Annotated in this window: 24 protein-coding genes and 2 tRNA genes; 7 read left to right on the top strand and 19 right to left on the bottom strand. The window is 44.4% G+C overall.

From position 1 onward, the window contains the following. The first annotated feature begins 153 nt into the window (after positions 1–153). From mutS to JRG66_RS04900, 3 genes are all read left to right on the top strand, one after another. Entirely contained in the window at positions 154–2,739 is a 2,586-nt protein-coding gene (mutS, locus tag JRG66_RS04910) for a DNA mismatch repair protein MutS (protein ID WP_371875343.1), read from the top strand. A 118-nt stretch (positions 2,740–2,857) separates the two neighbouring features. After that, positions 2,858–2,930: transfer RNA gene (locus tag JRG66_RS04905), tRNA-Gly, on the top strand. Positions 2,931–3,015: 85 nt separating this feature from the next. Next, positions 3,016–3,101 (top strand) — tRNA-Leu (locus JRG66_RS04900). Positions 3,102–3,263: 162 nt separating this feature from the next. Here JRG66_RS04900 and JRG66_RS04895 read toward each other — a convergent pair. Beyond that, complete coding sequence (locus JRG66_RS04895) at positions 3,264–4,490, bottom strand: multidrug effflux MFS transporter (RefSeq protein ID WP_371875334.1); 1,227 nt, start codon at positions 4,488–4,490, stop codon at positions 3,264–3,266. Positions 4,491–4,621: 131 nt separating this feature from the next. Continuing rightward, positions 4,622–4,957: an ArsR/SmtB family transcription factor gene (locus tag JRG66_RS04890; RefSeq protein ID WP_265164658.1), complete on the bottom strand. Its 336-nt coding sequence runs from the start codon at positions 4,955–4,957 to the stop codon at positions 4,622–4,624. Between the two features lie 268 nt (positions 4,958–5,225). On the opposite strand from JRG66_RS04890, the gene JRG66_RS04885 reads away from it, so the two are divergent. Together JRG66_RS04885 and JRG66_RS04880 are read left to right on the top strand one after the other, a co-directional pair. Further along, positions 5,226–7,850, top strand: coding sequence for a PAS domain-containing sensor histidine kinase (locus JRG66_RS04885; protein ID WP_265164656.1), 2,625 nt, complete (start codon positions 5,226–5,228; stop codon positions 7,848–7,850). A 2-nt stretch (positions 7,851–7,852) separates the two neighbouring features. Continuing rightward, positions 7,853–8,230, top strand: a complete 378-nt coding sequence (locus JRG66_RS04880) for a response regulator (protein ID WP_265164654.1) — start codon at positions 7,853–7,855, stop codon at positions 8,228–8,230. 433 nt (positions 8,231–8,663) lie between these two features. On the opposite strand, the gene JRG66_RS04875 is transcribed toward JRG66_RS04880, so the two are convergent. The 3 genes from JRG66_RS04875 to JRG66_RS04865 all read right to left on the bottom strand — a co-directional run bounded on the left by JRG66_RS04875 (position 8,664) and on the right by JRG66_RS04865 (position 10,663). Then, positions 8,664–8,909, bottom strand: coding sequence for a hypothetical protein (locus JRG66_RS04875; protein WP_265164653.1), 246 nt, complete (start codon positions 8,907–8,909; stop codon positions 8,664–8,666). A gap of 173 nt (positions 8,910–9,082) precedes the next feature. After that, a complete protein-coding gene (locus tag JRG66_RS04870) occupies positions 9,083–9,322 on the bottom strand; it encodes a hypothetical protein (protein WP_265164652.1) in 240 nt (79 codons plus the stop codon). A 102-nt stretch (positions 9,323–9,424) separates the two neighbouring features. Next, a complete protein-coding gene (locus JRG66_RS04865; RefSeq protein ID WP_265164651.1) occupies positions 9,425–10,663 on the bottom strand; it encodes a 3-deoxy-D-manno-octulosonic acid transferase in 1,239 nt (412 codons plus the stop codon). 83 nt (positions 10,664–10,746) lie between these two features. Between JRG66_RS04865 and JRG66_RS04860 the strand changes: the two genes are divergently transcribed. Continuing rightward, on the top strand, positions 10,747–11,880 hold the full coding sequence (locus tag JRG66_RS04860; protein ID WP_265164650.1) for a DegT/DnrJ/EryC1/StrS family aminotransferase: 1,134 nt from the start codon (positions 10,747–10,749) through the stop codon (positions 11,878–11,880). A gap of 137 nt (positions 11,881–12,017) precedes the next feature. Here the strand turns inward: JRG66_RS04860 and fabD are convergent, their stop codons facing one another. From fabD to JRG66_RS04835, 5 genes are all read right to left on the bottom strand, one after another. Then, on the bottom strand, positions 12,018–12,899 hold the full coding sequence (gene fabD / locus JRG66_RS04855; RefSeq protein ID WP_265164649.1) for an ACP S-malonyltransferase: 882 nt from the start codon (positions 12,897–12,899) through the stop codon (positions 12,018–12,020). A 184-nt stretch (positions 12,900–13,083) separates the two neighbouring features. Further along, positions 13,084–13,584, bottom strand: a complete 501-nt coding sequence (locus JRG66_RS04850; RefSeq protein WP_265164648.1) for a pyridoxamine 5'-phosphate oxidase family protein — start codon at positions 13,582–13,584, stop codon at positions 13,084–13,086. A 91-nt stretch (positions 13,585–13,675) separates the two neighbouring features. Beyond that, positions 13,676–14,572, bottom strand: a complete 897-nt coding sequence (locus JRG66_RS04845; RefSeq protein ID WP_265164647.1) for a fructosamine kinase family protein — start codon at positions 14,570–14,572, stop codon at positions 13,676–13,678. After that, positions 14,520–15,011, bottom strand: a complete 492-nt coding sequence (locus JRG66_RS04840) for a dihydrofolate reductase (protein ID WP_265164646.1) — start codon at positions 15,009–15,011, stop codon at positions 14,520–14,522. Before JRG66_RS04840 ends, JRG66_RS04845 begins: the two co-directional genes overlap by 53 nt. Before the next feature lie 2 nt (positions 15,012–15,013). Continuing rightward, positions 15,014–15,463, bottom strand: a complete 450-nt coding sequence (locus JRG66_RS04835) for a 2TM domain-containing protein (protein ID WP_265164644.1) — start codon at positions 15,461–15,463, stop codon at positions 15,014–15,016. Between the two features lie 64 nt (positions 15,464–15,527). On the opposite strand from JRG66_RS04835, the gene JRG66_RS04830 reads away from it, so the two are divergent. Continuing rightward, positions 15,528–16,598 (top strand): aminotransferase class V-fold PLP-dependent enzyme, encoded by a 1,071-nt coding sequence (locus JRG66_RS04830; RefSeq protein ID WP_265164643.1) that lies wholly within the window; start codon positions 15,528–15,530, stop codon positions 16,596–16,598. 125 nt (positions 16,599–16,723) lie between these two features. Here JRG66_RS04830 and asnA read toward each other — a convergent pair whose 3' ends face one another. The 9 genes from asnA to JRG66_RS04785 all read right to left on the bottom strand — a co-directional run bounded on the left by asnA (position 16,724) and on the right by JRG66_RS04785 (position 24,785). Next, positions 16,724–17,746, bottom strand: a complete 1,023-nt coding sequence (gene asnA, locus JRG66_RS04825; RefSeq protein ID WP_265164642.1) for an aspartate--ammonia ligase — start codon at positions 17,744–17,746, stop codon at positions 16,724–16,726. A gap of 329 nt (positions 17,747–18,075) precedes the next feature. Next, on the bottom strand, positions 18,076–18,357 hold the full coding sequence (locus JRG66_RS04820; RefSeq protein WP_265164641.1) for a DUF427 domain-containing protein: 282 nt from the start codon (positions 18,355–18,357) through the stop codon (positions 18,076–18,078). Then, positions 18,354–19,328, bottom strand: coding sequence for an L-histidine N(alpha)-methyltransferase (gene egtD / locus JRG66_RS04815; protein ID WP_265164640.1), 975 nt, complete (start codon positions 19,326–19,328; stop codon positions 18,354–18,356). The genes JRG66_RS04820 and egtD overlap by 4 nt, the downstream gene beginning before the upstream one ends. Positions 19,329–19,448: 120 nt before the next feature. Further along, positions 19,449–19,862, bottom strand: coding sequence for an energy transducer TonB (locus JRG66_RS04810; RefSeq protein ID WP_265164639.1), 414 nt, complete (start codon positions 19,860–19,862; stop codon positions 19,449–19,451). Positions 19,863–19,877: 15 nt separating this feature from the next. Then, the gene (locus tag JRG66_RS04805) at positions 19,878–20,252 is read right to left on the bottom strand and encodes an energy transducer TonB (RefSeq protein ID WP_265164638.1); all 375 of its coding nucleotides are present in this window, start codon (positions 20,250–20,252) and stop codon (positions 19,878–19,880) included. A gap of 31 nt (positions 20,253–20,283) precedes the next feature. Continuing rightward, the gene (locus tag JRG66_RS04800; protein ID WP_265164637.1) at positions 20,284–21,108 is read right to left on the bottom strand and encodes a thymidylate synthase; all 825 of its coding nucleotides are present in this window, start codon (positions 21,106–21,108) and stop codon (positions 20,284–20,286) included. Positions 21,109–21,386: 278 nt separating this feature from the next. After that, positions 21,387–23,099 carry a nucleoside transporter C-terminal domain-containing protein gene (locus tag JRG66_RS04795; RefSeq protein ID WP_265164635.1) on the bottom strand — a complete coding sequence of 571 codons (1,713 nt, stop codon included), beginning with the start codon at positions 23,097–23,099 and terminating at the stop codon, positions 21,387–21,389. A 12-nt stretch (positions 23,100–23,111) separates the two neighbouring features. Continuing rightward, entirely contained in the window at positions 23,112–23,732 is a 621-nt protein-coding gene (locus JRG66_RS04790) for a bifunctional nuclease family protein (RefSeq protein WP_265164634.1), read from the bottom strand. An 84-nt stretch (positions 23,733–23,816) separates the two neighbouring features. Continuing rightward, a complete protein-coding gene (locus JRG66_RS04785; RefSeq protein ID WP_265164633.1) occupies positions 23,817–24,785 on the bottom strand; it encodes an electron transfer flavoprotein subunit alpha/FixB family protein in 969 nt (322 codons plus the stop codon). Positions 24,786–24,816 lie beyond the last annotated feature (31 nt).

The following is a 24,816-nucleotide window of genomic DNA, read 5'->3' as shown; positions in this document are numbered from 1 at the left end:
TAAATTTAAAATGATGGTTGACAGGTTGTGGATAAAAGTTTGAAAATGAGAAAAGGGAAGATTATCTTTAAAGGGAGAGAATGTATATTTTAGCCCTCAGCAAAAAAAATGAGTCCAGTGTCAGGAAAAGCAGAGAAGAAGATCACGCCCTTAATGCAGCAGTACAACAAGATCAAGACGAAATATCCTGATGCCATGTTGCTGTTTAGGGTGGGCGATTTTTACGAGACTTTTGGGGAAGATGCTGTAAAGGCCTCCCGAATTCTCAATATTGTGCTCACTAACCGCAACAATGGGAGTGAGCGCAGTGAACTGGCCGGTTTTCCACATCATTCCCTTAACACTTACCTGCCAAAACTGGTGAAAGCCGGGGAGCGGGTAGCCATTTGCGACCAGTTGGAAGACCCCAAGCTCACCAAAAAGATCGTAAAGCGAGGGGTGACCGAGCTGGTAACGCCGGGAGTGGCCATGAATGATGAGGTACTGCAAAGCAAGACCAACAATTTTTTATGTGCGGTTCACTTCGGAAAAAAGGCTTTGGGAATATCTTTTCTGGATGTTTCTACGGGAGAATTCCTGGTTGCTGAAGGCACCGCTGATTATATAGACAAGTTGTTGCAGAATTTTAGCCCCAGTGAAGTGCTGGTGCCAAAGCAAAAGAAAAAGGAGTTCTACAACAGCTTTGGGCAGGATCACCATGTCTTCTTTTTGGAAGACTGGGTGTTTAAACACGATTATGCTTACGAAAACCTCAATACCCACTTCAACACAAAATCTTTAAAGGGATTTGGGGTAGAGCATTTGCTAGAGGGCATTGTTGCGGCAGGGGCTGTACTTTATTATCTGGGCGAGACCCAGCACCATCGCCTGCAGCACATTACCGGCATTACACGCATTGCCGAGGAGGAATATGTGTGGATGGACAGGTTTACCATTCGCAACCTGGAGCTTTACACTTCTAACGCTCAAAACGCGGTTACGCTGCTCGATGTGATAGACCACAGCATTTCGCCAATGGGCGGCAGAATGTTAAAACGCTGGCTGGCCTTACCGCTTAAGAATTCAGAAAAAATAAAAAGACGGCACCGGGTGGTGGCTCACCTGGTAGAGAATACCGATAGGCTCGAAAAAACGAGGAGCCACATCAAAAAGATCAGTGACCTGGAGCGTCTTATTTCAAAAGTGGCCACCGGGAAGGTATGTCCGCGCGAAGTAGTTCAGTTAAAGAATTCTTTGGAGGCAGTGATCCCTGTAAAGGCCCTGGCAACGGGCTCGGGAGAAGAGGCACTTAAAGTGCTGGGGGAGAATTTGCAGAGCTGTGATTTGCTTCGGAATAAAATAAAAGAGACGCTCTACGAAGATGCGCCGGTGAATATTCAGAAAGGGAATACTGTTGCTGAAGGTTTTTCAGCCGAACTGGATGAACTTCGAAAAATAGCATTTTCGGGTCGCGATTATTTAGACAAGCTGCTGGAGCGGGAAAGTGCAGCCACCGGCATCACTTCCCTTAAGATTGGGAGCAACAATGTCTTCGGGTATTATATAGAGGTGCGTAACGCCCATAAAAACAAGGTGCCCGAAAGCTGGGTGCGAAAGCAAACTTTGGTTAACGCCGAACGTTATATTACTCAGGAGCTAAAAGAGTATGAGGCAAAGATCCTGGGGGCCGAAGAGAAAATCCTGCAGCTGGAACAGGAGATCTTTACAAAGCTGGTCACCTGGATTGGAGATTACATTCAGCCGGTACAGCAAAACGCTACCATTATTGGGCAGTTAGACTGTTTGTGTTCTTTTGCACAACAGGCACTTCTTGAAAATTACAGCAAACCCGAAATAGACGATTCTTTTGATCTTGAGATCATTAACGGGCGGCACCCAGTTATTGAAAAGCAGCTGCCGCTTTCGGAAGCTTATATTGCCAACGATGTTTATCTTGACCGGGAGAATCAGCAAATCATCATGATCACGGGGCCAAACATGAGTGGTAAGTCGGCCATCCTGCGGCAAACGGCTTTAATAGTACTCATGGCCCAGATGGGAAGTTTTGTGCCTGCCGAGGCGGCAAGAATCGGGCTTATAGACAAAATTTTTACCAGGGTAGGAGCCAGTGACAACATTTCTATGGGAGAATCTACTTTTATGGTAGAAATGAACGAGACCGCCAGCATTCTGAACAACCTTTCGGAAAGGAGCTTAATTTTGCTCGACGAGATTGGCCGGGGGACGAGTACCTATGACGGGATTTCCATTGCCTGGGCGATCACCGAATATTTGCATGAGCATCCGGCAAAAGCGAAAACTTTGTTCGCCACTCATTATCACGAGCTGAATGATATGGGCGAGACCTTTGTCCGAATTAAGAATTTCAATGTTTCAGTAAAAGAACTGAAAGATAATGTGTTGTTCCTGAGAAAGCTGGTGCCGGGAGGCAGTGAGCACAGTTTTGGGATTCATGTGGCCCGAATGGCCGGGATGCCGCAGCAGGTGTTGAGAAGGGCCAACAAAATTTTAAAAAAACTGGAAGATTCCCATGGCATGAAAGAGAAATCGGGTGCCTTAAAGAAATCGGCAGAAGAAGATATGCAACTTAGTTTCTTTAATCTTGATGATCCTATTCTGGAAGAGCTCAGGGAAGAGATTCATCATCTTGATATTAATACACTTACGCCTGTAGAGGCTTTGATGAAGCTCAATGAGATTAAGCGGATGCTTACCAGCAGGCAGAAGGCGGGGGTTTAAGCAAGGGGATGGCAGATGAAAAAAGCCTGTTGTTTTTTAAAAAAAATCTTTGCCAGTTTCAGAAATGTATTAAATTTGCACCGCAATACTCTCCTATAGGAGGGAAGTTCTTTAAAACGCGAAAATAGCTCAGTTGGTAGAGCGCCACCTTGCCAAGGTGGAGGTCGCGGGTTCGAATCCCGTTTTTCGCTCTGAAATGGAGAAACCCGGGTTGCCCGGGTTTGTTTTTTAAACACGTTGGGTTTAAAACTCAATGAGCTCCATGGAAAATTCCACGCTCGGATGGTGGAATTGGTAGACACGTTGGACTTAAAATCCAATGAACAGCAATGTTCGTGCGGGTTCAAGTCCCGCTCCGAGTACAGAAACCCTTGTTAATCACCTGATTTTCAAGGGTTTTTTGTTTTGTGCCTATTCTTTTTGTAAATAAATTTTGTGCAGCCGAAGAACTCATACTATTTAAATATAGATGCTAGGTTTCTTGGTAAATTCCCGGTAATTGCTCCATTCTTCCTTTAAAATATTTACCTGGAGATCAACACCATTGCTCTTTTCTCCTTTGCCTGAAACCGGAAGAGTAGAAATGAGCTTAAGCTGAGGCAGACAAGGATGGTGAATGCCAGTGGGAGCATGCTAATGCCTGTGAACTTACTTATCACAAATGAAGCCACAGCGCCCAAAATCATTTTTAAGCTTCCTACCAGGGCCGATGCCCGTCCTGCTTTTCTTTCAAACGGATACAAAGACAGGGCTGTAGTGTTGGGATTTTGAAATCCCATCAAAAAAAGGATCAGGAACAACAACAGGATCGTGATGTAGAAATTTCCACCGAAGAAACTGTTCAGCACAAAAAGTGTGGAGAGGCCTACAAGCACAATACTAATCACCATAGTCACTCTAAAGGTGGTATAGCGTTTCAATACCAGTCGGTTTAACTGGCTTCCTGCTATTAAGCCGGCGGCATTGAGTCCAAATAACCAGCCAAAATATGTTTCGCTCATATCAAACCTGTCCATGAACAATACGGGGGCATTGGAAATATAAGCGAACATGGCGCCTATGGTCAAACTTCCGGCCAGGGAGAAGGTAAGGAAGATTCTGTTCTTAAAGATCCCCATATATTTTGAAGCCATATTTTTGAATTCCAGTTTTACCGATTCGTCGGGGGCCACACTTTCGGGAAGAAATTTAAGAACGCTAAAGAACATGAGGCCTGCAAATACAGCCAGCACAAGGAAAATGCTGTGCCAGGAAAAATGGGAGATCACCATTCCCCCAACCGTGGGGGCAATAATAGGTGCGCCCCCCATGATCAACATGAGGAAAGAAATTGCCCGGGCTACTTCTTCGGAAGGGAAAATATCCCGAACTACCGCCTTGGAAGCCACCATTCCTGCCGATGCTCCCACCGCCAAAAAGAAGCGGGAAATGATGAGCCACATAAGGTTGGGCGAATAAAAACAACTCATGGCTGCAATTACATAGATCACCAGCCCAATAAGCAGGGGGCGCTTACGGCCATACCTGTCCATAATCGGGCCATAAGCTAACTGTCCAAGCGCGATCCCGATAAAATAGCTGGTGAGTGAAAAACCTACCTGGGCTTTTGTTATTTTAAACTCTTCTGCGATACTCTCAAAGCCGGGCAGGTACATGTCTATTGAAAATGGCCCCAGGGCAATCAATGTTCCCAGCACCAAGAGTATGATCTGTTCCCGCTTTTTGTTTCTTACTTCATATTCTTTTTGCATCGTGCAAATTTCTGCTACATCCGCATTAAAACCAATTAGATTCAGGGCCTTAACAAATTATTATCCGAAAAGGTTATAGGAGGATGAAAATTCCTTTCAATCAAAACATATTGTTACAAAAGCTATAAAGGCTAGCAACACTCATTTGATGCAGGATCTTCAAATTTGTTAAAGAGTACATTGAATTTATTCTGAATTTCTTTCCAGCGCTGCGGATTGATGCAATAACATACCCGGGTGCCTTCAATGGTTCCCTGAATTATCCCGATTTCCTTTAGTTCCCGAAGGTGCTGACTTATAGTAGCCTGTGCCAGCCCCAGTTCATTTACCAGGTCTCCATTGATGCAGCTGTTAGATCTTAACAGGAATTCAATAATGGCAATTCGCGCCGGGTGAGCCAGGGCTTTGGCAGCCAGTGCCACTTCGTTTTGAGCTTCTGTGAAGAGGTCGGTTTTTGTTATTCCCATTTTATTTTTTCTGCTTTTTGTATTGCAATATTACGATATAAAAACCTGAAGCGAAAGCAGGTCCAAAAATGGCATTTTTACTGAAAGTTTTAGAATCAGTCTTACACATCTTAATTTAGGCTGAATTATTGGTGAATTCGCCGCCTTAGCTCCTGTTTGATCTATTTAAAGTGACAATATTGATTTATTATTAAACTTTGAGATTTCTTTTGTACAATAGCAATTTGAAAAGTTTATTTTAGCTTTTACCCTAACGAAAATCATTTTTATGAAGAGTAGCCAGGTGCCTTTTAAGGAAGATCCTGAACAGATTGAATTTGCTAAAAATATTCTCATTTCCCTGCACGATCCCGTGGTGGTGGTAAATGAAGAAGGAAGGATTTTGGCTGCAACTGAAAGGATGTACGGGATTTTTAAAACGCTTCCCGGTAACCTGGAGGGGGAATATCTGGTTCCTTTACTTGAAGATAAGAAAGAGCCTGCACAACTCTGTCACCTCCTGGAAACCCTCATGGCTTCACAGGAAGCAGTAAAAGACTTTCAGGTGGTGCTCTCTTCCCCCAACCTTAAAAGACATCGTTTTTCGATCAATGCAAACCGGCTCCCGCAGTTTAAAGGGAGTACCGCATTTCTTCTCAGTTTTACTGAAGTCAACATACTTCACAAGGGAAGTATTGATTACCGCAAATTACTCAACGAGGTGCTTTCTGAAGCTCCGGGTTTAATTTGCACGCTGCGTGGGAAAGATCACATTTTTGAACTGGCAAACGACAAGTACCAGGCACTTTTGGAATACCGGGAGATCATTGGTAAATCTGTTAAAGAAGTGCTTCCTGAAGTAGAGAACCAGGGTTTTATAAAAATGCTCGATGGGGTCTATAACAGCGGGAAGAGTTTTATTGGTAAGGAAATAAACCTCGACCTTAAAGGCGAAAACGGCGGGAAAAGCATTATCCTCGATTTTATTTACCAGCCCATTAAGGATGTGAATGGAAAGGTAGAAGGCATTTTTGTGCATGCCATAGATGTGACCGAAAAGGTGCTCAACCGCCAGAGCCTCGAAAACAGTGAAAAAGAGCTGCGAAACGTCATAGATACGGTACCGGTAATTATCTGGATCACCAATCCTCAGGGGCAGGGGAATTACCTCAACAAAGAATGGTATGAATACACAGGCCAAACCCGGAAAGAATCTCTGGGTGCCGGATGGCTGCAGGCAGTTCATCCCGAAGATCAGGAAATAATCTACCGGCAGTTCATCCAGGCTCATGAATTGAGAAAAGAATATTATTCCAGGTTCAGGCTGCGCCATAAAAACGGTGCTTACCGGTGGGTGGTAGACCGCGGCCGGCCAAAATGGACTGCCGAAGGTGAATTTGAAGGCCTCATAGGTACGGTGACCGATGTACACGATGATCATCTTAAAGAACAGGTGATACGTGAAAATGAACACCGTATTCGCTCTATTGTAGATCAGGCCACGGTGCCAACAGCGGTGTACACCGGAAGGGGGATGACCATCGAGCTGGCCAATGATGCCATGATCAACCTCTGGGGGAAAACCCGTGAAGTGGTAGGAAAACCCCTGCAAGAGGCGCTCCCCGAACTTGAAGGCCAGCCTTTTTTCGACCTGTTAGACAATGTATTTACTACCGGCGAAACCTACTGGGGAAAAGAAGACCGGGTAGACCTTATGCGTAATGGCAGGATGGAAACCGGCTATTACAACTTTACCTATAAACCGCTGCGGAATGAGGAGGGTGAAATTATTGGGGTCCTCAACATGGGGCTTGATGTGACTGAAATGGTCGAGTCAAAAACCCTTCTGAAGGAGAGGGAGCGCCACTTTAAGCTCATGGCCGATCTCATGCCCGGAAAGGTCATAAATACTGATGCCACCGGGAAACCTATCTTCTTCAATCAAAACTGGCTCGATTATATAGGCCTCGACTTCCACGAACTGCAGGAACAAAATTGGGAAAGCTGTATTCACCCTTCCGAAGAACAGGAGTTTAAGAAAAAGTGGCAACATTCGCTTAAAACCGGGAAGAATTTTGAAATGCAGCTGCGGCTAAGGGATAAGGAGGGCAAATACCTGTGGCACCTTAGCAGGAAAGAAGCGGTGAAAGGGGAAGACGGTAAGATCACCATGTGGATTGGGATTAGTACCGAGATCCAAAGGCTAAAAGAAGAAGAAAAGCGCAAAGAAGATTTTCTCAAAATGGTAAGCCATGAACTAAAAACTCCCGTGACTTCCATAAAAGGCTATGTTCAGCTGCTGCTCAACCTGCTCGACAAATACAAACTGGAAATCCCCGGGAATGTTCCGCTTAAACCTTCCCTGGAGCGCATAGATAACCAGATTGTACGCCTCACCAGGCTCATCGCCGAAATACTAGACCTTTCAAGGCTTGAAGAGAACAAGCTCGAACTTAAAAAAGAAGTTTTTGACCTTAATGCCATGGTAGAGCAAACCATTCAGGATATTAAGCTCACCAACACGCAGCACCAAATGGAGGTCTTTCATGCTCACCGGGCCAGGGTATTTGCCGATAAAGACAGGATAGGGCAGGTGCTAATCAACTTTATTACCAACGCCATTAAGTATTCGCCAGATAGCCAGCACATTCAGATTCACGTGCTAAAAGTGGGAGAAGATAAGGTTGCCGTGAGCGTGCGCGACAAGGGGATTGGAATTGACCCTAAGTTTCATAAGAACATCTTTAAAAGGTTCTACAGGATAGGCGTGGAGAGCAAAGAAACCTACTCTGGTTTCGGGATAGGCTTGTATCTTGCCAATGAAATTATTGATCGCCATAACGGCTATATTGAAGTAAAAAGTAAAATAGGGGAAGGATCAGACTTTAGTTTTGTGCTTCTTGAAAACCAATAAAAATGAACAAAAAAAAGATACTGGTGGTCGATGATGACTCCGGAATAGGGGAAATGCTCAAGACTTTGCTTGAGTTCTACGAGTTTGACGTTATCGTTACGCCAAGGCCCGAAGAGACTGAAAAACTCATCCTTCAGGAAAATGTTGATCTGGTAATGCTGGATATGCTCATCTCGGGTGTTAACGGCACCGATGTTTGCGCACGCCTTCGCAACAACCCCGAAACCCGGGATATTCCCGTGCTCATGATGTCTGCCCTGCACGATGCGGGTTCAAAATGCAGGGAAGCCGGTGCGAACGATTTTATTGCAAAACCCTTCGAAATGGATGACCTGGTTGAAAAGATCAACTCCATCCTGGGGCAAAAAGTGGCAAACTGATGGGTGTTTTTCTGCGGAAATTTGTCTGGAGCTCAGCCATAAAACGTCATATAATTTGACACTTTTGGAAGAACAGCATTTTTTTCTTCGGAAAAAGTACAACCCCCTGAATTTAAAGACTAAAAAAGCCTTTTCTGCTGAAGCTTTTCAGCTAAAAAGGCTTTTTTAAATCTAAATCTTCAGAAATAATAAGCCGGAATAGCTTTTTTGGGACTTTTATGCTTCCGAAGCTTGCGGGGAGGTACTATTTCGGTTCTAAATACCAGATTTTCGCCTCAACAAAGCAAAGTACCACCTAATTTATGGGCTCGTAAAATTATCCGTTTTTTCTGTCTGAGATAGGTAGTCAAAAATGCCATTTTTGACCACCTGTCTTTCTTCCTTAAAAATAAAAAAGCTGCCCGCGGGCAGCTTTTTCCAATCTTTGTTCAGGTTAGTTTTGTGCTTCTAAATCTTCGTGCTGTACCTGGTCATCGGTCTCGTGAATTTCTTCATCTATTTCCCTTTTCACCTTGTCGGCACCTTTTTCCACTTCTTCGGCAGCACGCCTGGTTCCGTCTTCAATATCTTCCCCAATGGCCTCTACGGCATCCTGGGTTTTTTCCTGGGTAGACTCCCTGCAGGAATAAGTGACCAGAGACATCCCGGCAATTACAACACCTAAAATTATCTTTTTCATACTTCTGTTCATTAAAAAGAGGCTGCCCAAAATGCAATGCCATGGTCTTCCTGATTTTTACTTCAGAATCTAAAAAAAATCCAATTCAAGATTTCACCAGAACCTGAAATCAGCTTCAGGTTGACACAAACACGGCTTTTTAGGCAGCCTCTAAATTTTTAAAAGGAAAAAGTCTACTGGATATCGTCAGTATTGTTAACTTCTTCTTCGATTTCCTGCTCAGTTTGTTCAGCAGTTTCTTCTATTTCATTTCCTGCGTCTTCAAGACCAGACTCAATGTCTTCTCCTGTTTCTTCAAGATCAGATTCTACTTCTTCCAAGTTAGTTTCCACATTCTCTTCAGTAGTTTCTCTACAAGAGTAGATAGAAAGAGTAAATGCAGCTACAAGTAATCCTAAAAATAATTTTTTCATGTTAGTATGTTTAATTAGTTGAAACAAATTTAAACTATTTTTTATATATGCAAAACAGAGTTTCAATAAACTCTCGTTCATGCTGTTAAAGCAAGGTTATTTTTATTTGTTTTTTAAGAAATAATTATAAATTCTCTCTGTGGCTCCCTTGTTTTGTTCAATAAAAGCTACCGAATTTGAACCTGTTTTTTCCCTGAACTCCCTGTCATTAACCAGCTTGTGAAAAATCTCATTTGCCTGGGTACTATTTTCTGCTGAAAAGAGTCCGCCGGCTTCCATAAGTTCTTTTGCTTCCGGAAATTTCTCAAAGTTATGTCCAATCACCACCGGAACCCCAAAAGCTGCCGGTTCCAGGATATTGTGCAAACCGGTATTTCCGGCCGCACCGCCCACGTAGGCAATATGGGCATAGCTGTAGATCTTTGTAAGCAATCCCACGGTGTCAATAATGAACACGCCGGCATCTTTAAGCGGTTTGCCTTCTTTTTCTGAAAACAATACCGATTCTGCTTTCAGCTTTGACTGTAAACCCTGAATTTTTTCAGCTTTTATGGCGTGCGGAGCAATAATGAACTTTACGCCTTGATGATTCCTGTTAATGAAGTCTACAATTAAATCTTCATCTTCGGGCCAGGTGCTTCCTGCCACAACACAAAGCTTATCGCCCACAAATTCTTCGATAAACTGCAGCCGGTTGTCCTGTTTCAGTTGCGCATTTACCCTGTCAAACCTCGTGTCCCCGCTTACTTTACAATTTTCAAAACCTATTTGCTGTAAAAGCTGTTCCGATTTTTTATTCTGAACAAAAAAGAACTCAAAAGCTTCGAGGTACTGCCGCATCCATTTTCCGTAGGGCTTAAAGAACAGCTGATTCTCCCTGAAAACCCCTGAAATTAAAAGGCTCCTGATATTGCTATTTTTGAGCGCCTGTAAAAAGTTGGGCCAGAATTCATATTTTATGAACAGCGCCCAGTCGGGATGTGCCACTTTCAGGAATTTTTCGGCATTTGCAGGCGTGTCCAGCGGGAGGTAGGTAACCACATCGGCTACTGAAGTATTTTTCTTTACTTCAAAGCCCGAGGGGGAAAAGAAACTCAATACGATCTTGTGCCCCGGAAAAATTTCTTTCACCTTCAGAATTACGGGTACTGCCTGTTCATACTCTCCCAGGGAGGCGGCATGAAACCAGATGGTCTTATCGCCGGGGGCAATTTTTGAAGCCAGGTCTTCAAAAAGGCCATTTCTTCCGTCGCTAAATTTCCGAAGTTTTTCACTGTACCTGCCGGCCAGGGGAAGCAGGTTTTCTGTGGCTTTAACCGCTATATTATAAAGAAAATGCAATTGGGTGTTTTGAGTGCTAAATTAAGAAATTAGCATTGGGAATACTGGCATTCTTTGTATTTTCGTAAGCCTAACATTTTAAGATGAAAAAATTACAAATGGTTGACCTTAAGGGTCAATACGAAAAAATAAAAGATACAGTCAATCAATCTCTGCTCGAGGTACTCGATACCACGGCATTTATCAATGGCCCCGAAGTTCATGCTTTTCAAAAGGAGCTGGAAGAGTACCTTGGGGTGAAACATGTGATTCCCTGTGCAAACGGGACAGATGCCTTACAAATTGCAATGATGGGCCTTGGTTTGAAACCCGGAGATGAAGTGATCACTGCCGATTTTACCTTCGCAGCTACCGTTGAGGTTATCGCACTGCTACAGCTTACCCCTGTACTGGTTGATGTGGAGCCCGATACTTTCAACATAGACCCAGATGCCATTAGAAAAGCAATTACCCCCAATACCAAAGCCATAGTGCCGGTTCACCTTTTTGGACAGGCGGCAAACATGGATGAGATCATGGAAATTGCGCGGGAGCATGACCTTTATGTAATAGAAGATAACGCCCAGGCTATAGGTGCAAATTACCATTTTAAAGACGGTACTGTCAAAAAAGCCGGAGCTATAGGTCATGCGGCATCTACCTCTTTCTTCCCCTCGAAGAACCTGGGTTGCTATGGCGATGGCGGTGCCATTTTTACCAATGATGATGAGCTTGCACATCGCATTAGGGGTATTGTGAACCACGGTATGTATGAGCGCTACCATCACGATGTGGTAGGGGTGAATTCCCGGCTTGACAGTTTGCAGGCTGCTGTGTTGAGGGCAAAACTCCCTTACTTAGACCAGTATAATACAGCGCGGCAGGAGGCTGCCCAAAAATACACCAGCGCTCTCGAGAATGTGGAAGGGCTTACAGTTCCTTATACCGAAAGTTCAGCCGATACGCATGTGTACCACCAGTACACCATAAAGATTGCCGACGGAAAAAGAGATGCGCTTGCAAAACACCTTTCAGAAAAAGGAATTCCCTTCGGAATATATTACCCCATCCCGCTGCATAACCAAAAGGCCTACAAGGATGAGCGGTACAGGGAAGAAGATTTTGCGGTGACCAATCAGCTGGTGAAAGAAGTGATCTCCCTGCCAATGCATACCGAACTGGATGATGAGCAAATTAAATATATTACCAGTACCATCGCTGATTTTCTGAAAAAATAGCCTCTTTAAAATATCTTTTTCAAAGCAAAAAACCCGAAGCCAAAAGCTTCGGGTTTTTTGTACCAGTATTTTTGAAGTTTCAGTAAAGCTGGGTATTCAAAATCTTAAGGATCTTAATTCATTGCTCCAACCCGCAACTAAATCTCTGCAGACCTTACCTGGGCAGTGCGGTCTATCTTTTTAACCAGTCCCTGTAAGACTTTTCCGGGGCCCACTTCAATGAATTCTGTAGCACCGTCTTTGATCATATTTTGTACGCTCTGGGTCCATTTTACCGGAGCGGTAAGCTGAAAAATGAGGTTTTTCTTGATCTGACTCCTGTCGGTGACAGCAAAAGTAGATACGTTCTGGTAAATAGGACATACAGGCTGGTGGAATTCAGTTTCTTCTATTGCTGCCGCAAGTTCTTCTCTTGCCGGTTCCATAAGAGGAGAGTGAAAAGCCCCGCCCACTGGGAGGATCATTGCCCTCTTTGCGCCTCTTTCCTTCAGTTCTTCACAGGCTTTTGCAACCGCCAGCTGGTCTCCCGAAATTACCAGTTGCCCGGGGCAGTTGTAATTTGCAGCAACCACCACGCCCTGCACATCGGCACAAATGGCTTCTACCAGGTGATCTTCAAGTCCTAAAACCGCGGCCATGGTAGATTCTTCAAGCTCACAGGCTTTTTGCATGGCCAGGGCTCGTTTTGAAACCAGCTTTAAAGCATCTTCAAATTTTAAAGTGCCGTTGGCAACCAGGGCCGAAAACTCTCCTAATGAATGCCCTGCAACCATGTCGGGCTTGAATTCGTCGCCCAGCACCTTTGACAAAATAACCGAATGAAGAAAGATCGCGGGCTGCGTCACCTTTGTTTTTTTAAGGTCTTCAGCGCTTCCTTCAAACATGGTCTGGGTGATAGAAAACCCCAAAATATCATTGGCTTTTTCAAAAAGTTCTTTTGCTAGTGGGGACTTCTCGTAGAGATCCTGGCCCATTCCTGTGAATTGAGCTCCCTGTCCCGGAAAAATATATGCCTTCATAATAAATGATGATTAGACTGCAAAATTAGTAAAATAAAAGAGGCTGACTAAAAAGCGCTGCCGTCTTACCTGTCAAATGCTTTTGATGATAAGGCTTTGATGTTTAAAAGCCTGTGGTTCAAAAACAATTTTTGGGGTGGGCAATGCTACTTTTCAGCCAGCCTCTCCTGTCTAAAATGGGGTTCTAAAGCTTCAGTTTTCCTTTTTCACCTATGTCTTTATGATCACCGGTAATGGCACCAACCCCCATTTTAAGAAGCGCAACATATTTATTGGTTTTGGTATCCCAAAAATAGGCTTCCCCAGGGGTGACCTTAATCGCCGTAAGCTGCGGGTCATCTGGGCCGTCAAACCAGTTGTCGGTTCTCGGGTTGTAAAGTTCATCAAGCACCGCTCTGTCTTTGGTAATTTCCGCTTTTCCGTAGAGGCTTAAAAACTCCATATCGTCGGGGTCACTGTAAAGCAGGTGAACGTCGGGGTTGAGCTCCAGGTCTTTGTTGTGTTCGCTATTTCCCATGCTAATAAACCAGACATTTCCCTGCTCATCCACTTTTTTGGTGGTCATGGGAATGGCATTAATCGGTCTTTTTTCAAGCCCCGTAACCATCATGGCTACTTTAATGTCATCTACCAGTGTTCTGAATTTCTTTTGTGATTCCTCTTTATTTAAATTTTCTGTGCTCATAACTTTTTTTGATTTATCTAATTAAATATAAAGGAATTAGAGGCCTTTCCCCTCTAAAGAACTGCTAAAAGAAAGAGTCTGGCTGTTAAGATTATGAAAAGCGCTGTATGATCTCTTTTACCTGCGGAAGGTAACTGCGCCCAAAAATATTGAGGTGCACCAGCAGGTAATAGAGTTGCCAGAGGGGAATTCGCTGTTCCCAACCCGGCTGAAGCTGAAAATGTTCGTTGTAGGTCTCAAATACTTCCGCAGGGTAACCGCCAAACAGCTGCATCATGGCCAGGTCCATTTCTCTGGGCCCGTAGCAAACTGCAGGATCTATGAGGCAGGGCAAACCTTCGGCATTTACAAGGTAATTTCCGCTCCACAAATCCCCGTGGAGCAGGGCAGGAGGTTCCTGCGGAATTTCTTCTGAAATATTCCTGTAAAACCCTGAAAGATCTCCCAGTGAAAAACCATTTTCTGAAGCCATTCTTACCTGCGGCTCCAATCGCTGGTTTATATAAAACTCAGCCGCTTCTGTTTCGGGTGAGTTGTACTGCCTAAGGCTCCCAATATAATTGGAATCAGAGAACCCGAACTTCTTTGCTGAGGTTTTGTGAAGCTTTGAAAGCTGCTCTCCAAATACCTTCCAAAAATGCCCTTTTTGGCTCCCTTCTTTTTTGTACTCTAAAAGAAGATAGGCTGTATTTTCGATTTCCCCCAGGCCAAAAACTTCTGGCACATCAAAAGCACGGGCTTGCAGCAGGGTTTCCAGCCCCTGTTTTTCGGCAGCAAACATACCGGGAAAATCTTCAGCCGAATTGATTTTTATTACTTTTTTAGCTTCCGAAGTATTTAAAAGGTACACCTCATTAATGCTGCCGCCGGCCAGCGAATTAAGGCCATTTAAGACAAAGCCGTGTTTCCTGGCCACTTCTTCTATGAGGTCGCGGTCATTGCGCACGTTCGTAGGTGAGATAGGTGAAAGCGTATTTGTGCCGCTCATCTACAGGATGTTCCTCTTTTGCCACCAGGTTCCAGTTTTTCTCATCAAAATCGGGAAAATAGGTGTCGGCTTCAAAAGTGCCATGTACGCGGGTGAGCTCAATGGCATCGGCTTTTTCCAGGGAAAGCCTGTAGATTTCACCGCCGCCAATCACAAATGGCTGCGGGTCATCTTTGGCCACTTCAAGGGCTTTTTCCAGGGAATTCACCACTATGGCTCCTTCCGGCTCATAATCTTTTTGCCGGGTAATGACCACATGCGTGCGGTTGGGAAGCGGTTTTGGAAAGGTCTCAAAAGTTTTGCGCCCCATAATGATAAAATGGCCGGTGGTGAGCTTTTTAAAACGTTTAAAATCATCGGGCAGGTGCCATACCAGGTCTTTGTCCTTACCCAACTCGTTGTTTTCTCCGGCAGCGGCAATTAGAGTGACTTTTCCCATTTTTAAGAATTTATTGGAGCGTCCGGGTCAATTGGTTTTTTGGTGGTGGGCGGGATGTAGGGTTGCCCCTTTTCGGGCAGCGGGTAATCTTTTTCCACTTTTTTCTGAAGTTCGGCAATTTTCTTTTGCTGCTTTGCCACCAGCCTGTCTACCTGTTCATTTTCCCAGTCTTTTCCGAAGAATTTATTGGTCACATACACATTGAAAACGTGAATGAGCAGGAGCAACGCCCAGAAAATAATGGCCCACACAAACCAGTCTATTCCAAAAGGGTTGATGTTGCGGCCAATGTCAAAGATCACATTCAGCAGGATCAAAACCACCGATCCCAATAGAAAAACTATAAAATGTTGGTACAATCTTCTCTTTTGCCGCGCCCGCATCTGCGCCCTTTCAATTAACCTGCGCTGTTCGGGATCAATTTTTGAAGCACTATTCTTTTCCAGCCCCATATTTAAACGTAATTTTAGAGATATTCTCAAATTTATTGATTTTACTGCGGAATCTTCCCTGTTTATGAAGAATTTTAAGAAACACTTTCCCCTTTTGGAACAGTACACTTACCTGAATACGGCGGCTTCCGGATTAATGTCTGAAAATCTGCTGGAATTCAGGCATGAGCACGACCTCGACTTTCTCATTGGGGGCAGTTTATTTCGGGATAAACGGGACTCTCTCTTTCTAAAAGTAAGAAAATCGGTGGGAGATCTGTTTGGCTGTGCCCCCAACCTTGTAGCACTTACGCCCAATTTTTCCTTCGGATTTAATACCCTTTTGGAAACCATTGACCGCAGCAAGAAGATCCTGTTGCTTAAAAATGATTATCCCTCAGTAAACTGGGCCGTAGAATCTCGCGGGTTTAAGGTGTGCCATGCGGAAATTGACGAAAACCTGGAGGAGAATATTGCTGAAGTTGTTGCGCGTGAAAAACCGGATATTTTCGCCTTTAGCCTCGTGCAGTACATCAACGGGATTAAAATTGACCCCGATTTTCTCCTGAAGCTGAAAAATGAAAATCCCAATCTGCTGTTTTTTGCCGACGGCACCCAGTATTGCGGTACCGAAAAATTTGATTTTGAAGCCTCGGCCCTTGATGTGCTTGGGGCCAGTGCTTACAAGTGGCTCAATGCAGGTTACGACAACGGATTTTTCCTGTTTAAGGAACACATGCAGCAGGAGATTGCCCCTGCCAGTTTAGAAGTGAAGGCGTTGCAGGGAAGGAACAAGCCTCACCAAGGCAGCTTTATCGGCAAATTTGAACCCGGCCACCTCGATACTTTAAACTTCGGAAGCCTAAAAACCGCGATAGATCTGCTAAAACAGGCCGGTATTGACGAGACTGAAGCCAGGATCAAAGATCTTGCTGCTCTTGCAAAGGCCAGGCTCGCTGAAAAGGAAATGCTAGAGCCCGCAGTGCTGAACAGAAAGTTACATTCTTCGATCTTTAACATCAAAGGAGATGACAAGTTGTTTCAGAAGCTTCGCAGCAACAGGATCATCTGCTCGCAAAGAGGAGAGGGGATAAGGCTTAGTTTTCACTACTTCAATACTGAAGAAGACCTGGAACACCTGCTGAAGCAGTTATAATAAAGCTACCCAAAAATGGCATTTTTGAGTAGCTTTATTTTGTGACTGTTCCGTAAATACAAAGGCCTCACAGGTTTTTAATACCTGTGAGGCCTGGTTAAGGTTGAGGCGAAGTTTTTATGTTTTTAAAGTAAAAACACGCCTTCAGATTTTAACTCTTCCCGCATTTCTTCGGGCCAGATGCTCGCCTGCACCTCTCCAATGTGCTTTTTTTGAAGCAGGAACATGCAAAGTCTCGATTGCCCTATCCCGCCACCAATCGTTTGCGGAAGTTCTTCTTTTAGTAACTGCTCATGGTAATAGAGGCTTTTGCGGTCTTCGGCTTTCCTCTCCTGCAGTTGCAGCTCCAGGGTTTTCTTGTCTACTCGAATTCCCATTGAAGACAATTCAAAAGCCTGCTCCAAAACCGGGTTCCAAACAAGAATATCGCCGTTAAGGCCTTTTGTGGCGGCAGAGGTGGGGGTGCTCCAGTCATCATAATCGGGCGCGCGGCCGTCATGAGGTTCCCCGCTTTCCAAAATTCCTCCTATACCAATTAAAAATACGGCTCCAAATTCTTTAGCTGCCCTGTCTTCACGTTGTTTTGGGCTGAGGTGGGGATATTTTTGCAGCAGGTCTTCGGTGTGTAAAAAGCTGATTTCTTCAGGCAGGTCGAGGGAGAGGAGAGGGTACTTTTTAGTGATGGCAGCCTGTGTGGCGAGGATGGAAGAATATATGCTGCGCACCTGGGTTTTCAGAAATTCCAGGTGTCGTTCTTCGGGCAGCATTACCTTTTCCCAATCCCACTGGTCTACCGAAATGGAATGTATGGGGCCCAGTTCTTCGTCGGGCCGCAGGGCTTTCATATCGGTCACGATTCCCATTCCCGATTCCAGTTCGTACTCCCGTAACCTTAGCCTTTTCCATTTGGCCAGAGACTGCACCACTTCGGCGCGGCGTTCCTGCATTGCTTTTATTGGAAAACCTACTGGCCTTTCTATGCCGTTGAGGTCGTCGTTAATGCCGGTACCGTGAAGTACAACGGTGGGTGCCGAAATTTTTACTAGCGAAAGCCGCTCTTTCAGGTGTTTTTCAAATTCAGATTTTACAAAGTCAACGGCTTCTTCAGTTGCCAGCTTTTGTGATAATTGTTGTAAGGTAGTTTTCATAATGTTTGTTTTAAATGTTTAAGAAAAAAAAAGCCCGCCCCGGGAAGGAGGCAGGCTTTAAAGCACAGAAATCCTCTCCCCCGGGTGGCGGACTATTATTATTGATATTATTATTTTGAAGTAGTTTCATATTCACGCAAAAAAAAAGCCTTTCCGGGTGGCGGAAAGGCTTTGAATATTGTTTAAGGGATCTTGTTATACAATAATAGCTTTCCGCAACCTGATTTGATTCAGATTGTTGTTGAAATTATTATTGTTATTATTGAAAATCACCTGATTTCTTTCTTTTGATTTTGGTAAACTTAGAACAAATTTTTTAGACCGCAAATTTATTTTTCAACTTTCACACCTTTCCAGAAGGCCACGTGGTTTTTAATTTTTGCTGCCCCGGGCTTTGGTTGTGGATAAAACCAGGCGGCATCGGGGTTTTTTTCATCGCCCACTTTGAGGTGAAAATAAGAGGCTTTTCCTTTCCACGGGCAGGTGGTATGCGTGTCACTCAGTTGAAAAAAATCAGAATTTATAGATTCCGGGGGGAAGTACTGGTTGTTCTCAACTTCAATGGTTTTATCGCTTTCGGCTATTACTGTATTGTTCCAGATTGCTTTCATGAGCTTGTTCTTTTAAAAAGGTAATTTTTGAAGCAGCTGTCTTTGTCGGCCCAACAGCCTGTAATCTCCAACCCTGCTTCTCTGGCCAGCCAGGCGATGGAGGTGTCGTCATATTTTTGGGATACTTCGGTATGTATGGTCTCCCACTTTTGAAAATGCACCTGGAGGTCAAGGGCATTTATTGCTATGGTTTGTTCTTTTTTACTTACCAGGAAGCTTTTGGCCACTCCTGTTTCAGGGTCGTAAAGGGGCCAGTGCATAAAATCTTCAGGATCAAATTCGGCATCCAGTTCCCGGTTCATGCGCACCAGCAAATTTTTGTTGAATGCTTCAGTTACTTTGGCCGAATCGTTGTAAGCATCGAGGATTACCGCGGGTTCTTTTTTTTGATCTACTCCCATAAAGAAAAGGTCTTTTTCATGCATTGCAGAAGATATTTTCTTTAGAAAGCTCACAGCTTCTTCGGGAGTGAGGTTACCGATATTTGAGCCCAGAAAAAGGATGACCTTTTTGCGGTCGCGATAGTCGGCCAGGCGGGAGAGCACTTCAGCATAAGTGCCCTGCTGCGGCTCTACTTCTACTGCCGGATACTCCTGTTGCAGGCTTTTGCTTAGCTGTTCCAGCACATTTTTGCTTATATCAACCGGCAGGTATTTGTAATCGTAGTTTTTTTCTTCAAAGTGGCTTAACAGCACCTTTGTCTTTTTCCCGTCACCGGCACCAAGTTCTATAAGGTCAAAACCTTCTAAAGAGGCAAATTCATCTCCTAATTCTTCCCGGTGGCGCTTAAGGATCTGGTATTCCTTGCCCGTGAGATAATATTCGGGCAGTTCCATGATCTGCTGAAAAAGCTCATCTCCTTTCTCGTCATACAGAAATTTTGAGCTTATTTTTTTAGGATAGGAAGTAAGGCCTTTGAAGACGTCTTCTGCAAACTGGGTCTTGAATTCCGGAGGTTTGGTGTTGTTCATAAGGGAAAAATTTCCGGCAGATTTACCTTTTTTGGAGAATAAAAAAAGGAAACCCGCAGGTTTCCTTCAAATTTAAACTTTTAAAAATCCCTTTTAGTTAAAGGAATAATAAGAATGGGTTTAGAACGTAAAAGGAACTTTATAGCTCACTTCTACGGGTTTCCCGGCCATTTGCCCCGGCTCCATTTGTGGAATGGCAAGAATGATTTTCTTAGCCTCTGCATTGAGTTCCTTTTTAGGTCCTTCCACTTTGGTGACCACGGGCTTTCCTTCTTTATTAATAACGAAAGAAACTATCGCCTTTCCCCTTATGTAATTACCGGCCTCATCTTTTGGGAACTTGTAATTTTCCCTTAGATGCTGGGTGAGCTTTTCCTTAAAGCAGGTTTTGGAAGGGCCCGAAAAATCTTCACAACCCGGCCAGACCGGAGGGGTCTCTTTGGTAGTAAGCCTGTTTTTGGAAATACTTACTCCTTCCTGTGCAAACGTTGTTCCTGCAGTAAAGAGGAAAAGGACAAAAAATAGTTTTTTCATGATTTGGGGCTTTTTTTAAAAGCGGTAGGTGGTAGTAAAGTTACGGGAATCGGGTTTGCCGTTCAAAGTCCCCGGCTTCATATCTGGAATCTTTTTGAGCATTTCCCTGGCGGCTTCATTCACCAGTGGCTCAGAGCCCTCTACCGATTTTACCACAACTTTTCCTTCTTCATTGATATCGAAAGAGACTTTGACCTCTCCCCTAACGTAGGCGTTCTCTTTCATTGGGTACTCGTAATGTTCCCGAACATGGGCATTTAGTTTTTCGTTAAAACATTCAGATTTGTCTTCAGCGTCTTCGCAGCCCGGCCATACAGGAGAGGTTTGTTGTGCCTGGGCAGTTGCTATTCCTCCAAAGAAAAAACATGCAATAACCAATAACTTCTTCATAAGGTTTAAAAAATTTAAAATTGAACAAAAATTAAACCGCTACCCGGCCTTTTATAGCAGGATGCGGATCGTAATTTTCCAATTTAAAATCTTCAAACTTAAAATCAAAAATATTTTTTACTTCCGGGTTCAGTTTCATTACGGGCAATGGCCTCGTATCTCGCGATAGCTGCAGGTTTACCTGCTCCAGGTGGTTGTTGTAAATATGTGCATCGCCAAAAGTGTGGATAAAGTCTCCCGCTTCATAACCGCATACCTGCGCAATCATCATAGTGAGCAGGGCATAGGAAGCAATATTGAAAGGTACGCCGAGAAAAATGTCTGCACTGCGCTGGTAAAGCTGGCAGGACAATTTGCCGTTGGCAACGTAGAACTGGAAAAACGCATGGCAGGGAGGGAGCGCGGCTTTTCCATTCGCCACATTTTCTGAAAAAGATATTGAAGTATCCGGCAGTACCGAAGGGTTCCAGGCAGTAACCAGCATGCGGCGGCTGTTGGGGTTGGTCTTTAAAGTTTCCACGACCTCTTTAATCTGGTCTATATCTTCGCTGTTCCAGTTACGCCACTGGTGACCGTAAATGGGGCCCAGGTCACCGTTTTCGTCGGCCCATTCGTTCCAGATGCGCACCCCGTTTTCCTGTAAATATTTAATATTGGTATCGCCGTTGAGGAACCAGAGCAACTCGTAGATAATAGACTTAAGGTGGAGCTTTTTGGTGGTGACCATAGGGAAACCTTCGCTCAAATCAAACCGCATCTGGTAACCAAATACGCTTTTGGTACCGGTTCCCGTGCGGTCTCCTTTTTCGTTTCCGTTTTCAAGAACGTGTTTTATAAGATCGTGATATTGCTTCATTTTCTTTAGGTTTCTCGGCCACTGTGTAAATGGCTGAATTGTGTCTATTTCTTTCTCATTATCCTGATTCTCAGAAACAGATCAGGCTGCTGAATCTCTGCTAAAATAAAAAACCGGCACTACAGGAATACCGGTTCTTACATTTTTTTTATTTTATTTATTAACTAAGCTGTTGAAAATTGTACTGTGGGGACTGCTGATGGATTTACGTAAGTACTTGCTTTCCTTTTTTCTCTTTGCCCTCCTATATCTTCAACTTCTAACTTCTAACTTCAAGTTTATCCAATGATCATCCCGGCAATCGTTGCTGAAAGCAAAGAAGCGAGGGTTCCGCCAATTAGAGCTTTCATTCCAAATTCAGACAGGGTTTTACGCTGCCCGGGTGCCAGGGATCCAATTCCGCCAATCTGTATCCCGATAGAAGCGAAGTTGGCAAATCCGCATAGCATGTACGTAGCCATGATGATGGATTTTTCATAGGTAAGGCTAAGCGCGTTCACCGGATTTTTAAGTTCGGCCAGCTGAATGTAGCCAACGAACTCACTGGCTGCCAGTTTTATTCCCAGCAACTGCCCCATGAGCATCATATCGGCTTGTGCTACCCCGATAAGCCACATGAGCGGAGCAAAAATAATTCCGAGGAGAGATTCCAGAGATAACCTGGCATATGGGGTGTTTGCCGCCATAATACCGTTAAGGCTGGTCCAGTCTCCAATTTTTCCGAGGCCGTAATTGATCATGGCTATAAAAGCAATGAACACGAGGAGCATTGCAGCAACGTTGGCTGCGAGCTTTAAACCTTCGGTAGTACCGTTGGCAATGGCATCCAGGATATTAGATCCAATTTTGTCGGAAGAGACCTCTACATCGGTCGTGATCTTGTCCTGCTGCGGATAAAGGATCTTGGAAATCACAATAGCTCCGGGTGCTGCCATGACCGATGCTGCCAGCAGGTGCTTTGCAAATTCCACTCTTAGAGCAGGATCATCGCCACCCAAAAAGCCTATATAAGCAGCCAGTACTCCACCTGCCACGGTAGCCATTCCGCCAATCATGACCAGCAGGATCTCAGACCGGCTCATTCTTTCGAGGTAAGCCTTGATCATAAGCGGGGCTTCTGTTTGGCCTAAAAAGATGTTTCCGGCCACACTTAAACTTTCAGGGCCCGAAATGCCCAATAACTTTGTAAGTACCCAGGCCATTCCCTTTACCACGATCTGAATCACGCCCAGGTAAAAAAGTACCGAGGTAAGCGCCGAAAAGAATACAATGGTGGGTAGTACCTGGAACAGGAAGATAAAGCCGTAACTTTCTACACTCATCAGTCCGCCGAGCAAAAATTCACTCCCTGCCGCGGTGAAATCGAGGATGAGCACAAAAAAATAACCTACGGTCTCAAATATTTTTTGAACTATAGTGATCTTTAAAACCCCAAAAGCCAGTAAAAGCTGTGCGCTTAACCCCACCAGAATGGTCTTCCAGTTGATGGCCCTGCGATTGCTGCTGAAGATAAAGGCGAGTAAGATTAGCGAGACCATTCCCAATGCACCTCTCCAGAAGCTTGTAAAGGTAAAGCCCTGGTTGGGGATTACGGTCTTTGCCGTTTCTACCGGCAGTACTTCTTGTACGGTCTGCGGAACTTCTTTAAGGGAATAGGTGACATCTCGGGAGCTGAGTACCAGCGTGGAATCGGTTAGGGTATTTACCCTGAAGTTTTGAATACTGTCGCCCGGGTTGTCAAAGAAAAGGACTAAAACATCATTTTGAAAGACATAATTTCCGCTTGAGCTGGGAGAATCTTCATTGGTAAGGCTGAGTTGAAAATCCCCATTGTCCAGTTTCAGATAGTCATTTCCGGGGGAGATGTCAAAAATGGTGTTTTGGGGGCTGCCTTCAACGGCTTCAAAGTCCCAGGTTTTAGAAATGGATTGTGCAAATAATGGGGAAATTCCGAAGAAGATCAGGAACAGGAAGCACCAGATTTTATTCATTATGAATGGGGGTTATTTTCGCTTGGAGATCTCATCTCTTATACGGGCCGCTTTTTCATAATCTTCGCTTTTCACGGCCTGGTCTAACATGTTGTTGAGTTCGTTGAGTGATAGTTTCCTATAATCGGGTTGGTCCGATTTTATCTCAATTTCTTTTGAAAAGAGTTCATCTACAATAATATCTTCTTTCTCCTGCTCTTCTTTTTCCTTTTCGGCATCTCCCTTGAGGTAAATACCGGCCTTGTCCAGGATGTTCTTATAGGTGAATATTGGGGCCTGAAACCTTAGGGCCAGTGCAATGGCGTCGCTGGTCCTGGCATCAATGATCTCCTCGATCTTATCGCGTTCACAAATGAGGCTGGAATAAAAAACCCCGTCTACCAGCTTGTGGATGATCACCTGTTTTACAACAACCTCAAACCTGTCGGCAAAATTCTTGAAAAGGTCGTGGGTGAGGGGGCGGGGAGGTTTGATCTCTTTTTCAAGAGCAATGGCGATAGATTGGGCTTCAAAAGCTCCAATGACTATAGGGAGTTTGCGTTCTCCTTCCACCTCGCTCAGGATTAAGGCGTAAGCCCCATTCTGTGTCTGGCTGTAAGAAATTCCTTTAATGTTAAGGCGCACTAAACTCATACTTCAAAAATACAAAAAAAGCTGTCTCAACGGGCAAAATACCTAATTAAGACAGCCCTTTTAACGGCTTGCAAGTTAAAAAAATTATGAGTTACCAGCCTTAAATTCCTTTAATTTTTCGGTGAGTTTAGGCACTATTTCAAAGGCGTCTCCCACCACCCCGTAATCGGCAGCTTTAAAGAAAGGCGCTTCGGGGTCGTTATTGATCACTACCTTTGTTTTTGAGGCACTTACTCCTGCCAGGTGCTGTATTGCCCCGGAGATTCCAACGGCAATGTAAAGATTGGCCGCAACGGGCTTACCGGTTTGGCCTACGTGTTCGCTGTGAGGCCTCCAGCCCATGTCGCTCACGGGTTTTGAACAGGCTGTTGCTGCTCCCAGGGTTTCGGCAAGTTCTTCAAGCATACCCCAGTTTTCAGGGCCTTTCAACCCTCTTCCGCCAGATACCACTATTTCGGCATCGGCAATGGTCACCTTGTCGGCTGCTTTGTCTACAGAAACCACATTTACCGCAAAGTCTCCTTCAGAAAGGGAAGGGGAGAAATCTTCTTCAGTAGCTTCTGCCTGGTTTTCTTTTAATCCGAAGGCATTTTTGGAAAGACCAATGATCTTCACATCTGTAGATAATTTGGTGAAGTTAAAGGCCTTGTTGGTAAACGCTGTTCTTTTTACCTGAAGCGGGTCTGTGCCTTCTGGCAATGCCACCACGTTTGAAGCGTACCCGGCCTCTAGTTGTACCGCCAGTAAAGGCGCTAAATACTTTGCATTGGCACTCTGACTTAGAATGATCACTTTTGACCCTTCTTTTTCAGCTGCCTGTTTAATGGCATCGGCATAAGCTTTAGCGGTAAACTTTTGAAGCTTCTCGTCGTTTACCTTTAATACTTTGCTCACCCCGTATTTTCCAAGGTCGCCTGCACTTTGCGCATTGAAGGAAACAGCTGTAACTTCTGTCCCCAGCATGTCGGCAACCCCTTTGGCATAAGAAGCCACCTCAAAGGCAGTCTTCTTAAATTGTCCTTCTTCAGATTCTGTATATACTAATACTGACATATTTTTTTCTTTAAATTCCAATTAACAAATT

The organism is Salinimicrobium tongyeongense, from assembly GCF_026109735.1.
Lineage (GTDB): Bacteria > Bacteroidota > Bacteroidia > Flavobacteriales > Flavobacteriaceae > Salinimicrobium > Salinimicrobium tongyeongense.
Note: the sequence above shows the minus strand (reverse complement) of the source record. Positions and strands in the feature narration are given on the sequence as shown.